Below are 15007 nucleotides of genomic sequence, written 5' to 3'. Positions count from 1 at the left end.
TCTTAAATACAAGCTTTTTCTTAATCTGGAATTCCTTTGTATAAAGAACAATCAAAAATTCACCCTCGAATGTAGGACTAGTTAACGTTATAATAGCTTAGGAATGAAAGGCAGGGATAGACATGAAAATTAAAGAACTCTTTTCCATGCAGAACGAATTGAACATGCGCATAGTAAAAGAACATAATCTTGATAACTCATCATTATTTGAACAAAGAAAATTAGCATTTCTTGTTGAGCTTGGTGAACTGGCGAATGAAACAAGATGCTTTAAATATTGGAGTAAACGTCCTGCTTCTGAAAAAGAAGTAATCTTAGAAGAATATGTAGACGGGCTACATTTTGTCTTATCAATTGGTTTAGATTTGGGCTTTAATGAGGTTAAGGTGACGAATGAGGTTGATCTTGGCGAGAAGATGGACAAGATAGATATAAATTCTATATTTTTAACTCTTTATCAACACGGTTCTCGAACCTTAGCAAACGATGAGTTTCAAAGGTTTTTTGATACATTTTTAGGACTAGGTGTGAAGCTCAGCTTTACTTTTGAAGAGATTGAAGCTGCTTATTTTAAAAAGAATGCAGTGAATCATGAACGTCAAGATACTGGTTATTAATAAGAGACCATCTTTAGGCTCTAATGAAAAAAACCCGGGAACCCGGGTTTTACTTCAAGCCGTCTGAAAGTGTGTTTAAAATTTCTTCCTTCTTCTGCTGATCAGAGTTTTTCCAGATCACTTCAAAAAGAACGCCAAGACCAGGAAGCATTTTTTCTTCTCCACTCTCGATGGCATCTACGATCGTATCTTGTAACTGCTCTTTATTGTTGCCAGTAACGTTATGCAATACAGCTTTTCTTAGGTCTAGATTCATGGATATGCACCTCTATTAATTTTTTCTTTTTTTATTGTGTACGTTTTGAGCATGTTTTATGAGAAAAAATTAAAATATTTATGATTTAAAAGGAGAACACTTGAAAATGAAGCACATTGAATCAGAATCCAACGCTTCCTTGAAGCAATGGAAAAAACTTCATACAAAAAAAGAACGAGAAAAATCAGGGACATTCTTACTTGAAGGTCCTCATCTTATAGAAGAGGCAATCGAGTCTGGTGCAAAACTTCAGCATGTAATTATTGAAGAAAATTTTGAAGTCAATGAAACATGGTTAAAAGAAAAATTCACCCTCTGGTCTGTTCCAACTAAATTGATGAAACAGCTTTCCGAAACGGAAAAACCTCAAGGAATCATTGCCGTTTGTGAAATGGTGGATCAATCTGAAGAGCTTATTAAAAAAGGCGGACGTTACCTCTTAATTGACGGCGTTCAAGACCCAGGAAATCTTGGTACGATTATTCGAACAGCTGATAGCGCTGGCCTTGATGGCGTATTTTTAGGTGAAGGTACAGCGGATCTTTATAATGGTAAAACCGTTCGATCAACGCAAGGCTCTTTGTTTCATCTGCCGGTCGTTAAAGCGAACCTTCTAGATGTGATTGAGCAGTGTAAAGAACATGATCTACCCGTATTATCTACATCCCTTCAAAACTCTGTGGATATGCGAGAAACGCCTGAAGTTGAGGGTTTTGCATTAATCATGGGCAATGAAGGCGCAGGTGTGCAGGAGATTCTTCAACAGAAATCAACATTGAATGTGAAGATTCCAATCTTCGGCAGTGCTGAGTCTCTCAACGTTTCTGTTGCAACGGGCATTCTATTGTATGAATTACAGCGAAATCGAATGTAATTTGTGACATAGCGTTGCAATTATAGAATTTTTTCATATATAATGTAAAAGATGAATGGAATAGATATTAAAAACGAAGATGGAGAAAAGTAGATAATGATTCCGCCAAAAAGGGAGGAAATGTCCTGGACTGTGAGCATTTCTTTGGTAGGTGTTATTGAATTCACTCCTGAGTTGTCACCTGAACGTTAAGTAGGGCTGACCGGCGAAGAGCCGTTATTAAAATGAAGTGAACAGTGTTTTTTCATTGTTAAATTGGGTGGTACCGCGAACTCCTCGTCCCTTATTGGATGAGGAGTTTTTTATATTTTTAAGGAGGGGTTGCACGGTGAAAGACCGTTTAGAAGCTCTAAAAGTAGAAGCGATCGGACAGATCAAAGAAGCTCAAGATTTAAAAGATCTGCAAGCTGTTAAGGTAGCTTATTTAGGAAAAAAAGGTCCCATTACTGAGGTATTAAAAGGGATGGGGAAATTGTCTGCTGAAGAAAGACCTGTTATTGGTGCTTATGCCAATGAAGTTCGTGACAGCATCCAACAGGAATTAGATAAAAAACAAAGTGAGCTTGAGCATGCAGCGATCGCAGAAAAACTTTCAAACGAAACGATCGATGTTTCATTACCAGGAAGACCTGTAAAGAAAGGAAATCCGCATCCGTTAACAGCTGTTGTTACGGAAATTGAAGATCTTTTCCTAAGCATGGGCTTCACGATCGCTGAAGGACCAGAAGTAGAAACTGATTATTACAATTTTGAAGCTCTGAACTTGCCAAAGGGACACCCTGCACGTGATATGCAGGATTCATTCTTTATTACAGAAGATATCCTTCTTCGTACACAAACGTCACCTGTTCAAGCGCGTACGATGGAAAAGCATGAAGGAGAAGGACCTGTAAAAATTATTTCTCCAGGTAAGGTTTATAGACGAGATAATGATGATGCTACACACTCTCATCAGTTCATGCAGATCGAAGGACTAGTTGTTGACCAAAATGTTCGTTTAAGTGACTTAAAGGGTGTGCTCGAAACGTTCGCTAAAAAAATGTTTGGTGAAGATCGAAAAATTCGTCTTCGTCCAAGTTTCTTCCCTTTTACAGAACCATCGGTTGAAATGGATATCTCTTGCTTTAAGTGTAGCGGAAAAGGCTGTTCGATCTGTAAGCAAACAGGTTGGATCGAGATCTTAGGAGCAGGTATGGTTCATCCGAACGTGCTTGAGATGGCTGGATTCGATTCGAAGAAATATACAGGTTTTGCATTTGGTATGGGACCTGAGCGTATCGCGATGCTTAAATATGGAATTGATGATATTCGTCATTTCTATGCGAACGATATCCGGTTTTTAAAACAATTTAAAAATGCATAACTTGAGGAGGGGAATTAAATGCTAATCTCTTATAACTGGCTAAAAGAATATGTAAACGTAGAAATCTCACCATCTGAGCTCGCAGATAAGATTACAAAAAGCGGAATTGAAGTGGAGATGGTCGAGTCATTAAATAAAGGAATCAGTGGAGTAGTTGTTGGATATGTTGAAGAATGCATTCAGCATCCTAACGCTGACAAGCTTAGAGTTTGTAAAGTAGATGTTGGTCAAGGTGAAGTCTCACAGATCGTGTGCGGTGCACCAAACGTAGCAGAAGGACAAAAGGTTGCTGTTGCTGTCCCTGGTGCCGTGCTTCCGGGTAACTTTAAAATCAAAAAAGCAAAACTTCGTGGTGAAGAATCTCACGGAATGATTTGTTCACTTACAGAGCTAGGTGTAGATACAAAATTAGTACCAAAAGAATATTCTACTGGAATCTTTGTGATGCCATCTGACGCAGAGCCTGGAAGCGATGCTTTAGAATATTTAAATCTGAATGACCATGTATTGGAACTTGGACTTACACCGAACCGAGCTGATTGTCTGAATGTGATCGGTGTAGCGAATGAAGTAGCGGCAATTCTAGAGCAAGAAGTGAGACTACCAAACACAACGATTAAGACCACTGAAGAAAAAGCGGAAGATTTTATTTCAGTAAGCATTGACTCGTTTGAAGATAACCCTTATTACGGAGCGATGATCATCCGTGATGTTAAAATTGGTCCTTCTCCCCTTTGGATGCAGAATCGACTGATGGCATCAGGCATTCGTCCGATCAATAACATTGTTGATATCACAAACTATGTACTTCTTGAATATGGTCAGCCTTTACATGCATTTGACTACAACCGATTAGGTTCTAAAGAGATCGTTATCCGCCGTGCTACAGAAGGTGAGAACATTCAAACGCTTGATGATCAGAATCGTAAGCTTAAAGAAACTCACTTAGTGATCACAAACGGAAAAGATCCAATTGCAGTAGCAGGTGTTATGGGCGGAGCCACAAGTGAAGTCCAATCTGACACAACAAACGTACTTTTAGAAGCAGCGTATTTCACTTCAGGTCGTGTAAGAGCAGCTTCTAAGGACCTTGGTTTACGCAGTGAAGCGAGTTCGAGATATGAAAAAGGCATCGATCGTAACCGAGTGTATGCAGCAGCAATGAGAGCCGCTAGCCTTATGGCTGAACTTGCTGGAGGCAAAGTGGCTGAAGGAATTGTTGAAGCTGGTAAACGCGAAGTTAACACATACAGTGTGAAGATGGATGTTTCAAGAATGAATAACCTTTTAGGAACAGAGATTTCATCTGAACAAGCTGCGTCTATCTTTAACCGTTTAGGTTTTGGATATAAAGAGACTGACGGACAGTTCGAAGTAAACGTGCCTTCCCGCAGACCAGACATAACGATAGAAGCAGACTTAATCGAGGAAGTAGGACGTATCTATGGATATGATCGCATTCCTACTACGTATCTTTTATCCGAAGCGCGTCCTGGTGGATTAACAAAGAATCAGGCACAACGACGTAATATTAGAACGTACCTTGAAGGTGCTGGGTTATATCAGGCTGTAACTTACGCATTGACTACTCCGGCAAAATCTACCCATTTTTCGTTCAGCCAGGAGAAGGTATATCCGATCTCTGTCGCACATCCGATGAGTGAAGAGCGCAGTACGTTAAGAATGAGTTTATTGCCACAGCTTCTTGAAGTGCTTCAATACAACAGAAATCGCTCGATGGAAGATCTCGCTATTTATGAGATGGGATCCGTCTTCATCAATCGTCAAGAAGTATTAACAGATCTTCCTGAAGAGTACGTCTTCGTATCTGGTGCTGTCACGGGTGTATTTAATGAGCATCTATGGCAAGGAGAAAGAAAGACTGTTGATTTCTATGTGTTAAAAGGTATTTTAGAAGGTCTAATGAGTGAATTGAATCTTTCTGAGCGTATCACGTATGAAGCTGGAGAAATCGAGAACATGCATCCAGGAAGAACAGCGATTGTGAAACTCGATGGTATTTCTGTAGGATTTGTAGGTCAGCTTCACCCCGCTCTTCAAAAAGAGTTGGATGTGAAAGATACGTATGTGTTCGAGTTGAACGCAACTAGTCTTTTAGAGAAGGAAACAGATCAGATGGTCTATCAAACATTACCGCGTTATCCATCTATTACACGAGATATTGCTCTTGTTGTAGATCAACAACTTCCAGCAGGAGACTTGACAACTGTGATTCAAGCTGCAGGTGGAGAATTATTAAAAGAAGTAAATCTTTTTGATCTGTATGAAGGTGATAAGATGGAAGCAGGTAAGAAATCACTTGCATTCTCACTTAAATATTTTGATCCAGAACGAACGTTAACAGATGAAGAAGTAGTAACGGCACATAACCGCGTATTAAAGAGCTTAGAAGAACGCTTTGGCGCTCAGCTAAGAAAATAAATTACACAAAAACCGGCTCATCCATGGATGAACCGGTTTTTTTAATAGGCTGTTTTCTAAAAGATTGTTGCTTAAAATCTTTTTATTTTTAACTTCTTTGACAGTTGATTGGAGTGGAAGGTGCGTGCCAACTACTTGAGATGCTTCTCGCAAGGCATGCGACGAGGAAGCTAACTGCGGTAGCATTAACTTGTAGACGCAGGAGCAAGAATACTTCTATGAAACGGCTCAGGTGAGACACTTAAAAGTGAAACGTACGAATGTGGCTCACCGCCTGCCCCGTGGAAAGCGAGCATCCTGGAACGGAAATCAACACTCCCAAATCAGAAACAGCCTTTTAATACCATCTACTCCTACTGACTTCGTTTTTTGCTTAACAGCTTCAAGGCTTTTTGTGTATTTGCAAAATGCTTCTTTGTGGCGGTATCAAATACAGTCTCTCCATACTTTTCAACAAGCTCAGCAGCCTTTACATCCACGTGTGGACCTGCCCCTTTTGGAATTACAGTATTGAAACGATGCCCGAGCTTATCCATTTCTGCTAAGAAGCTGTATCTCGCCAAGATGGAAGCAGCAGCAACAGAAAGATGAATCGATTCACCTTTTGTGGCAAAATAAAGCCCCTCTTTTAAGAGGTTCTTTTCTCTTGTTAAATAGTTAAAGTACACACCAGGTTCACAGAACTGATCGACTAATATACCCTCAATCTCTTCACCTTCAATTTTTGCTTTTACATTTTGCAGAGCTCGGTTATGAAGAATAGCCTTAATCTTACCTTGGGTCATACCTTTTTGTTGAAGTTCGTTATACTTCTCATTATTCAGTACGAGAAGTGAGTATGGAACGGTATGAATAAGTTCTTTTGCGATCTGAATGATCTGTTTGTCATTTAAGTGCTTAGAATCTTTCACACCTAGTTCTTTTACAAGTTCTAGATTTTCCCTAGAAACGTATGCTGCAGCAACAGTCATCGGTCCAAAATAATCTCCTGTTCCAACTTCGTCACTTCCGATCATCGACAATTGTGCTGCATTCTGTGGTGGAGCATACTGATGAGGCGGCTTATTTGTTTTGCTCCTCGCTTTTGGGACGGAAACTTCACCAGAATATTTTTCCGAAGCAGCTTCAGCTCCCTTCCCTTGGAACAAGACTTTTCCTGACTGGTATGCTGTAACGGTGCAATCTGAGAGTTTTGCTGAAAAAACGGCTCCAGGTGGAGTTTTAGCTGATAGAACGGATGAGAGTTCCTTTTTCATTTTCAGTATTTCTGAATTTGTCATCTTTTTAACAACGTGAGACATGATAATGATCCTCCTAATAATGAAGAGATTTCCAAATATATCAAAAAAACGCTACAATAGAACAGAAATATTTTCAACTATGAACGATATTTGATAAGATAAAGATTAGAGTATTCATTAAATGAATGATCCTTTGTATGTTAAGGAGGTTATTTTGTGGCGGAAGAGAAAAAGAAAAACCGTACGACGGTCGAAATCTATGGACAACGATATGTAATTGCAGGGACCGAATCCTCCAGCCACATTCATTTAGTAGCTGATAAAGTAGACTTGAAAATGAGAGAGATTCAATCTCATAACCGGTTTCTCGACACGAAACAACTAGCTGTACTTACAGCAGTAAATACAATGAACGAATATTTAAAGATTAAAGAAGAGCTGAAAAAATTGCAACAGCGAATTGGAAAAGAGGAAAGTTAGTATGTTGGATTTGATTTTAATTATCGTATTAGCAGGTGGATTTTTAATCGGTTTAAAAAGAGGCTTCATCATGCAGCTCGTTCATTTGGTTGGTTTCATCGCAGCCTATATCGTGGCTTATCTGTATTACGATGAACTTGCTCCAAAGTTAGAGTTATGGATTCCATACCCTTCTTCAAATGATAGTTCAGTAACCTTTTTAATGAACAGCATATCACTTGAACAAGCTTATTATAATGCGATTGCCTTTGCTATCCTGTTCTTCGCCACTAAGATTATTTTACAGATTCTCGGATCCATGCTTGATTTTCTTGCAAACTTACCGATTCTTCATACATTTAACAGATGGCTAGGTGGCTTACTAGGTTTTGTAGAAGTTTATTTAATCGTATTTATATTATTGTATATTGCAACACTAGTTCCGATCGAAGCCTTTCAAGCTCATTATGAAAATTCATGGATCGCACAGGGAATGGTCAAAAACACCCCCGTATTTTCTGAGTCAGTAAAGGAAATGTGGATGAAACATATGGCATAACTTCTCCCAACGCGGAGAAGTTTTTTCTTTGTTGTTTATACTGAGTTGATCTTGAATGTAGTTGATTTCCGCTTTAGGCTGCTCGCTTTCCGCGGAGCAGGCGTCAGCAACCTTACGCTACAATCAACTTTGGTCGATGAAGCAAGAGGATATGGTGCTATGGGGATAATAACACAAATGATAAAAGCCATTATCATACTTACTAGCATTACAATGAATAGTTGAGGTGAGCTCATTATGGTAAATAAAAAAGAGGTAGTACGTGCACTTGAACAGATTGCTTTGTACCTTGAGATCTTAGGAGAGAACTCGTTTAAAGTTTCCGCTTATCGTAAAGCAGCGAATGCTCTTGAGAGTGATGAGCGAACGATGGATGAGATCGGTGATGTGTCGAAACTGAAAGGAATCGGCAAAGGTACAGCTGCTGTAATCATAGAAATGATAGATAAGGGTGAGTCGGACCTTTTAGGTGAACTTCAGGAAAAAGTTCCGTCTGAACTGATAACACTGCTACAAGTTCCAAATCTCGGAGGTAAGAAAATAGCTAAACTTTATTCCGAGTTAGGTGTAACGAATATTGAATCTCTAAAAGAAGCATGTGAAAATGGTAAGGTAAGAGAATTGGCAGGGTTTGGCGCTAAAACAGAAGAGAAGATTTTAGCATCGTTAAAAGATTTAGGGAAAAGACCGGAGAGGCTTCCTATAGCATACATGTTGCCGATTGCAGAAAAAATAGAATCTCAGTTAAAAAGAATGAAAAGTATTGAGAAATACTCTAGAGCAGGAAGTCTAAGGCGATACCGTGAAACGATCAAAGACTTGGATTTTATTATTTCAAGTGAACATCCGAATGAAGTAAAAGAGCAATTATTGAAACTTGATGGAGTCATTGATGTGATTGCCAGCGGGGATACTAAGGTCTCCCTCGTACTAGATGAGAAGTTTTCTGTATCCGTAGACTTTCGTATTGTCCAACCCCAACAGTTTGCTACTACACTGCATCATTTTACAGGCTCGATGGAGCATAACGTTAAAATGCGTCAGCTTGCAAAGGCAAGAGGCGAAAAGATCAGTGAATATGGTGTGGAAAATGTAGAGACAGGTGAAATTCTTACGTTTGAAACGGAAGAGGATTTCTATGCTCATTTCTCGTTAAGTTGGATCCCGCCTGAAGCGAGAGAGACTGGTGAAGAAATAGAGCTATTTAAGGATGGTCATGACCTTATTCAATTATCCGATATAAAAGGCGATCTTCATCTGCATTCTACTTGGAGCGATGGGGCGTTCTCGATCGAAGAAATGGCTGAGGAAGCACGAAGCAAAGGCTATGAATATATGGCGATCACGGATCATTCTCAATATTTAAGAGTAGCGAACGGTCTAACTCCCGAGAGAGTACGTATGCAACGGCAAGAGATCAATAAGTTAAATAAAAAGTATACTGATTTTAAGATACTCGCTGGAATCGAGATGGATATTCTCCCAGATGGTACACTTGATTATGATGATGAATTGTTAGAAGAAATGGATTTTGTCATTGCAAGCATCCATTCTGCGTTCTCTCAAGATCAAAGCAAAATCATGGATCGTTTAAAGACGGCGTTAACACATAAGAAAGTTAATCTGATCGCCCACCCGACGGGCCGTTTGATCGGACGCAGAGAAGGATATGACGTGGATGTTGAAACACTGCTGCAACTTGCTTATGAAACAGGTACAGCTGTTGAGTTGAATGCAAATCCGAATCGCCTGGACCTTGCACCTGAATGGCTTAAGAAAGCTCAAGAACTAGATGTTAAGGTAGCGATCAATACAGATGCACATTATAAAGACACGATGAAACATATGGAGATTGGAGCAGCGGTTGCCCGAAAAGGTTACATTCAAAAAAGCAATGTGTTAAACACAATGACTTTAAAAGAACTCGAAACCTATTTAAACCGCAGATTGCTCTAAATCCTGGGATCAGGGGGAAGAATATATGCAAGAAAAAATGCTGCGTGTTTTAGAACTAAGAAAAGTGATAGACCGTCTAAAAAAGCATGCAAGCTGCTCACTTGGACTAAATAAAATAGATTCTCTAATGCCGTTTACAGCCCTAGAAGAAGTAAACGAAGCTCAAGATGCTACAGATGAAGGGGTAAAAGTTCTCCGATTAAAAGGACAAGTTCCATTCGGCGGAATCTTTGATGTTTCATCAAATGTTAAACGCTCAAAGATTGGCAGTCTTCTAAATGAAGAAGATTTGATGGATATCGCTTCTACTCTTTATGGTGGTAGACGCTTTAAGCGATTTATCGAGGGCTTGGTAGAGGATGGTATAGAACTTCGTATTTTAAAGAATGCAGCGGAAAACATCATTCCTCTACATGAGCTAGAACAGGAAATCAAAAGCTGTATCGATGACAACGGACATATGATGGATAGCGCTAGTCCTGAACTTCGTGCGATTCGCCAGCAGTTGCGTACGTTTGAGACGCGCGTAAGAGAAAAGCTGGAATCAATCGTCAGATCATCCAGCTATCAAAAAATGTTATCTGACTCCATCATAACAATTCGTAACGACCGATTCGTTATTCCCGTTAAACAAGAATACAGAGGTAATTTTGGTGGAATGGTTCATGATCAATCAGCGAGTGGAGCGACTTTGTTTATTGAACCTCAATCAGTTATGACGGTTAACAATCAAGTGAAAGAAGCTAAAGCAAAAGAAGCGCGCGAAGTAGAAAAGATTTTAAGAGAATTAACTGCTGAAGTCGCAGAACATGCTGATGATATTTTGTTGAACGTAGATATTTTAGCAGAGATGGATTTTATTCTAGCAAAAGCTAGATTCGCCAATGAGCTAAAATGTACGCGTCCGATTATGAATGACAAAGGATTTATATCACTGAATAGCGGCAGACATCCATTACTCGATCAAGAAACGGTTGTTCCAACAAGTGTGATGCTAGGTGGAGAGTATCAATCACTCGTTATAACAGGTCCGAATACAGGTGGTAAAACGGTTACCCTAAAAACGATCGGACTGCTTACTCTTATGGCACAATGTGGCCTGCAGATACCTGCTGGAGAAGAGTCAGAAATGGCTGTCTTTAAGAATATCTATGCTGACATTGGTGATGAACAGTCTATAGAACAATCATTGAGTACATTCTCTTCACATATGGTTAACATCGTAGACATCTTAAACAAGATTGACTTCGAATCACTCGTTCTCTTTGATGAACTTGGAGCAGGGACAGATCCTCAAGAAGGTGCAGCCCTAGCTATTTCGATTCTAGACTTCGTTTTTGCGCGTGGAGCACGTGTCGTAGCTACAACCCATTATAGTGAGTTAAAAGCATATGCATACAACCGACCTGGTGTTATGAACGCTTCTGTAGAATTTGATGTGCAGACGTTAAGACCTACATATCGATTATTAGTGGGAGTGCCAGGCAGAAGTAACGCGTTTGAGATCTCTAAAAGGCTTGGGCTCCGTCAAGATATTATTGATTCAGCTCGTTCTCAGATCAGTGAAGATGAGAATAAGATTGATAATATGATAAAGTCTTTAGAAGATAATCGTATAAAAGCAGAAAAAGAGATGGAAGAAGCAGAGAACAGAAGAAAAGAAGCAGAGTCTATTAAGGGTGATCTAGAAAGAGAACTCGAACTGTTTCAGAATGAAAAAGATCGATTGTATGAAAAAGCGAAGCAGGAAGCGGAACAAGCGATTGAAAAAGCACGTGAAACAGCAGAAGAGATCATTACTGAGATTCGTGAACTTCAAAAATCTGGAGGACAGATTAAAGAACATAAACTGATCGAAGCGAAAAAGAGATTAGAAGAGGCTGTTCCGAAATCAAAAGCCAAAAACAAGAAGCTAAAAGCAGTATCTACAAAGGAAGAGTATGTTCCAGGTGACGAGGTACGAGTACTTACAGTAGGTCAAAAAGGACATATTGTTGAAAAAGTAAGCAACAATGAATATCAAGTTCAAATAGGGATTTTAAAGATGAATGTGTCTGAAAAAGATTTAGAGTGGGTAAAACAAAGTAAACCGAAACCTGAACCGCGTTCATTCGTAAAAGTATCAGGAAACTCCGATTCTTCTCGCCCAGAACTTGACCTAAGAGGAAAAAGGTATGAAGATGCTATGTTAGAAGTGGATCGATATCTGGATGAAGCACTTCTAGCTGGTTTTAACCAAGTGTATATCATCCATGGTAAAGGGACAGGTGCACTTAGAAAAGGTGTTCAAGAGCTGTTGAAAACGCATCGAAATGTTAAATCCACTCGTATGGGTGCAGCTGGTGAAGGCGGAGGCGGAGTAACAGTCGCTGTATTGAAATAGTATAGTGAATTAAACCAAGCCGTTTACAAAGGGGTATTGTTGAATGGATTTTATGAGTAACGCTTTTATTAAAACAGCAGCTAACTATAGCGTTGTCGTGCTATGTTTAGTCGTTTTTTTGGCTGTGTTTGAACTGGTTACGCGTTATAAAAACTGGGTCGAGATCAAGAAAGGAAACTTTTCTGTTGCTATGGCAACTGGGGGCAAGATTTTCGGTATCGCGAACATCTTTCGTTACTCGATCGCTCAAAATGATTCTATACTAATGATGATAACGTGGAGTGCCTATGGATTCATCCTGCTTTTGATCGGTTATTTTATCTTCGAATTCTTAACCCCAAAGTTTCAGATCGATAAAGAGATCGAGAACGATAACCGAGCAGTTGGTTTCATATCGATGATCATCTCAATTGGTTTATCATTTGTAATCGGTGAAGGAATCGAATAGCTGAAGGGAAAAGATATGGAAACATTATTTAAAGTGTTGTTTGTATTAAGCGGAGTATTCATCGCTGCAGGACTTATCTACTTATTTTTCTTTGCTTAAGTTTCAAAACCAGTTCTCGATTCGGAGAACTGGTTTTTTGTTTTCCTTAAGACTGTTCTGTAATTGTTATTAATCTTTAATGATTGTTTTACTTAGTATTACTTAAAAATGAATGTTGTTTTTGTTATTTCTATTTCTCTTCTGTGCTAGTTGATTGTAGCGTAAGGTTGCCGACTCCTGCGGGACAAGCGGTCAGGTGAGACCCTTAACGGCGCGAAGCGGCAAGGGGCTCACCGATTGCCCCGCGGAAAGCGAGCAACCTGGAGCGGAAATCAACTACTACAAAGAGCATCATTGAATCTGAATAAACAGCTTTTAAGTTTTCTTATGCTCAAAAACAGTTTTTAGAACCGTATTATTGAATTATTTATAATTTTTAAAAAAGTATATAAAATTGTATACGTTTTCAATATAATAGGAATAAAGATATAGAAATTTTGAAGGAAGGCGTGAATTAAAGGAGGAGATGCAAGTGGAAAGACGGTGGCTCAACAGTTACCCTAGTGAGATTCCGGGACATCTTGATTACGACAGCAAACCTTTATTCGCGTATTTAGAATCCGCAGCAGAAGAAAAAACAGATAAAACTGCTGTACACTTTTTAGGAAAGACATTAACATTCGGCGAGCTTCATGAATGCAGTTTACGCTTTGCACATGCTCTAACAACGCTAGGTGTAAAAAAAGGTGATCGTGTTGCCATCATGCTGCCCAACTGCCCACAGGCAGTCATCGCCTATTATGGCACGCTTTTTGTAGGTGGAATTGTTGTGCAGACGAATCCACTTTACACGGAGAGAGAGTTACGCCATCAGTTATCAGACAGCGGGGCAAAAGTCATTGTAGGATTAGATCTTTTGTTTGGAAGAATTTCAGCCGTTCGCGGTGATACGAACATTGAACACATAATCATGACGTCTGTGAAAGATTATCTGCCTTTTCCTAAGAATTTGATCTATCCATTTATTCAAAAGAGGCAGAATCCAACAGTAGTTGTTGATATTACGTACAATCATGAAGTTCATTCGTTTCGAGATCTGCTTAAACGCTCTCAACCAGTGAAGCCTCAAGTAGAGGTTGATCCTGATGAGGATCTTGCGTTGCTGCAATACACTGGAGGTACAACTGGGCCAGCAAAAGGTGTGATGCTGACTCACAAAAACCTAGTCACGAATGCGTTGCAGTGCAATACATGGATGTATAAAAACAGGGAGGGAAAAGAAAAGATCCTCGGTGCTCTGCCTTTCTTCCATGTATATGGTATGACGTGTGTGATGAACCTTGGCATCATAACGAGAGCAGAGATGATTATACTGCCGCGGTTTGATCCAGCGCAAGTATTGAAGACGATTCATAAGGAACGACCAACGCTATTTCCAGGCGCTCCGACTATGTATATCGCACTTCTGAATCATCCCGATCTAAAAAAATACGATCTTTCATCCATTCAAGCATGTATAAGCGGATCGGCTGCCCTACCGCTTGAAGTCCAACAAAAATTCCAGGCGGTCATTTCAGGCTCATTAGTAGAAGGGTATGGACTTACAGAGGCTTCTCCTGTTACACATGCGAACCTCATTTATGGCAATCAGGTAAGAGGGAGTATAGGGTTACCTTGGCCGAACACTGAAGCAGCAATCATCTCAGCAGAGACCGGTGAATGGGCAGAGCCAGGTGAGATCGGAGAGTTAGCTGTAAGAGGACCTCAAGTAATGAAAGGGTATTGGAACCAACCTGAAGAAACCGCATCTGTTTTTAGAGAGGATTGGCTCATTACTGGAGATATGGGTTATATGGATGAAAAAGGTTACTTTTACATTGTAGATCGCAAGAAAGACTTGATTATCGCTGGAGGATTTAATATTTATCCTCGTGAAGTAGAAGAAGTTTTATATGAACACGAAAAAGTAAAAGAAGCTGTAGTAGTTGGTGTGCCTGATGCATACAGAGGAGAAACGGTTAAAGCTTTTGTTGTGCTAAAGGAAGGAGCAGAATGTACGGAAGAAGAGTTAAATAAATTCTGTCGAGAACACCTTGCATCCTTTAAAGTGCCTAGGCTCTATGAGTTTAGACAAGAGCTGCCAAAGACGATGGTAGGTAAGATCTTAAGAAGAGTTCTTTTGGAAGAAGAACGAGAAAAAGCAAAGCAAAGCTCGTGAAAGCTGCCACCTGGCGGCTTTTTCTATGTAAGAATATCACTCGACGAAAAAATGAAAAACGTTAACTTCAAGTTAAACTTGTAAAATGTATAGAAAAAATGACATAATGAAATTGACAGAAAAGAAAGATTTGTTTTACAATTATGAATGAA

At 39.6% G+C, this 15007-nt stretch carries 12 protein-coding genes and 1 other annotated feature; of the genes, 10 read left to right on the top strand and 2 right to left on the bottom strand.

What is annotated here, in order from left to right:
- Positions 1–122: 122 nt before the first annotated feature.
- Positions 123–617: a dUTP diphosphatase gene (locus tag P4V41_RS00315; RefSeq protein WP_328082872.1), complete on the top strand. Its 495-nt coding sequence runs from the start codon at positions 123–125 to the stop codon at positions 615–617.
- A 49-nt stretch (positions 618–666) separates the two neighbouring features.
- Here P4V41_RS00315 and sspI read toward each other — a convergent pair whose 3' ends face one another.
- The gene (sspI, locus tag P4V41_RS00310; protein WP_066396708.1) at positions 667–873 is read right to left on the bottom strand and encodes a small acid-soluble spore protein SspI; all 207 of its coding nucleotides are present in this window, start codon (positions 871–873) and stop codon (positions 667–669) included.
- A gap of 106 nt (positions 874–979) precedes the next feature.
- On the opposite strand from sspI, the gene P4V41_RS00305 reads away from it, so the two are divergent.
- From P4V41_RS00305 to pheT, 3 genes are all read left to right on the top strand, one after another.
- Positions 980–1747 (top strand): RNA methyltransferase, encoded by a 768-nt coding sequence (locus tag P4V41_RS00305; protein ID WP_328082871.1) that lies wholly within the window; start codon positions 980–982, stop codon positions 1745–1747.
- Between the two features lie 67 nt (positions 1748–1814).
- Positions 1815–2034, top strand: a binding site (T-box leader).
- A 41-nt stretch (positions 2035–2075) separates the two neighbouring features.
- Positions 2076–3110, top strand: coding sequence for a phenylalanine--tRNA ligase subunit alpha (gene pheS, locus P4V41_RS00300; RefSeq protein WP_328082870.1), 1035 nt, complete (start codon positions 2076–2078; stop codon positions 3108–3110).
- Between the two features lie 18 nt (positions 3111–3128).
- Entirely contained in the window at positions 3129–5552 is a 2424-nt protein-coding gene (gene pheT / locus P4V41_RS00295; protein WP_328082869.1) for a phenylalanine--tRNA ligase subunit beta, read from the top strand.
- 353 nt (positions 5553–5905) lie between these two features.
- Here the strand turns inward: pheT and rnhC are convergent, their stop codons facing one another.
- Complete coding sequence (rnhC, locus tag P4V41_RS00290) at positions 5906–6853, bottom strand: ribonuclease HIII (RefSeq protein WP_328082867.1); 948 nt, start codon at positions 6851–6853, stop codon at positions 5906–5908.
- A 156-nt stretch (positions 6854–7009) separates the two neighbouring features.
- Here rnhC and zapA point away from each other — a divergent pair, with 156 nt between their 5' ends.
- The 6 genes from zapA to P4V41_RS00260 all read left to right on the top strand — a co-directional run bounded on the left by zapA (position 7010) and on the right by P4V41_RS00260 (position 14855).
- The gene (gene zapA / locus P4V41_RS00285; RefSeq protein WP_144698705.1) at positions 7010–7273 is read left to right on the top strand and encodes a cell division protein ZapA; all 264 of its coding nucleotides are present in this window, start codon (positions 7010–7012) and stop codon (positions 7271–7273) included.
- A 1-nt stretch (position 7274) separates the two neighbouring features.
- Entirely contained in the window at positions 7275–7811 is a 537-nt protein-coding gene (locus tag P4V41_RS00280) for a CvpA family protein (RefSeq protein WP_328082865.1), read from the top strand.
- A gap of 237 nt (positions 7812–8048) precedes the next feature.
- Entirely contained in the window at positions 8049–9767 is a 1719-nt protein-coding gene (polX, locus tag P4V41_RS00275; protein WP_419181273.1) for a DNA polymerase/3'-5' exonuclease PolX, read from the top strand.
- Between the two features lie 25 nt (positions 9768–9792).
- A complete protein-coding gene (locus P4V41_RS00270; protein WP_328082863.1) occupies positions 9793–12150 on the top strand; it encodes an endonuclease MutS2 in 2358 nt (785 codons plus the stop codon).
- Between the two features lie 43 nt (positions 12151–12193).
- On the top strand, positions 12194–12598 hold the full coding sequence (locus P4V41_RS00265; RefSeq protein ID WP_144698713.1) for a DUF350 domain-containing protein: 405 nt from the start codon (positions 12194–12196) through the stop codon (positions 12596–12598).
- Positions 12599–13163: 565 nt separating this feature from the next.
- Positions 13164–14855, top strand: coding sequence for a long-chain-fatty-acid--CoA ligase (locus P4V41_RS00260; RefSeq protein WP_328082860.1), 1692 nt, complete (start codon positions 13164–13166; stop codon positions 14853–14855).
- Positions 14856–15007: the final 152 nt, after the last annotated feature.

The sequence above is a fragment of the Fictibacillus nanhaiensis genome (assembly GCF_036213205.1).
GTDB classification, from domain to species: domain Bacteria; phylum Bacillota; class Bacilli; order Bacillales; family Fictibacillaceae; genus Fictibacillus; species Fictibacillus nanhaiensis_E.
This window is presented reverse-complemented; position numbering and strand designations above follow the sequence as displayed.

What these genes read in the sequence shown, in the direction of transcription:
- P4V41_RS00265 (WP_144698713.1), top strand. Translation starts at nt 12,194, where the DNA reads ATGGATTTTATGAGTAACGCTTTTATTAAAACAGCAGCTAACTATAGC.
- polX (WP_419181273.1), top strand. Translation starts at nt 8,049, where the DNA reads ATGGTAAATAAAAAAGAGGTAGTACGTGCACTTGAACAGATTGCTTTG.
- sspI (WP_066396708.1), bottom strand. Translation starts at nt 873, where the DNA reads ATGAATCTAGACCTAAGAAAAGCTGTATTGCATAACGTTACTGGCAAC.
- P4V41_RS00280 (WP_328082865.1), top strand. Translation starts at nt 7,275, where the DNA reads ATGTTGGATTTGATTTTAATTATCGTATTAGCAGGTGGATTTTTAATC.
- P4V41_RS00270 (WP_328082863.1), top strand. Translation starts at nt 9,793, where the DNA reads ATGCAAGAAAAAATGCTGCGTGTTTTAGAACTAAGAAAAGTGATAGAC.
- P4V41_RS00315 (WP_328082872.1), top strand. Translation starts at nt 123, where the DNA reads ATGAAAATTAAAGAACTCTTTTCCATGCAGAACGAATTGAACATGCGC.
- P4V41_RS00260 (WP_328082860.1), top strand. Translation starts at nt 13,164, where the DNA reads ATGCAAGTGGAAAGACGGTGGCTCAACAGTTACCCTAGTGAGATTCCG.
- pheT (WP_328082869.1), top strand. Translation starts at nt 3,129, where the DNA reads ATGCTAATCTCTTATAACTGGCTAAAAGAATATGTAAACGTAGAAATC.
- rnhC (WP_328082867.1), bottom strand. Translation starts at nt 6,853, where the DNA reads ATGTCTCACGTTGTTAAAAAGATGACAAATTCAGAAATACTGAAAATG.
- P4V41_RS00305 (WP_328082871.1), top strand. Translation starts at nt 980, where the DNA reads ATGAAGCACATTGAATCAGAATCCAACGCTTCCTTGAAGCAATGGAAA.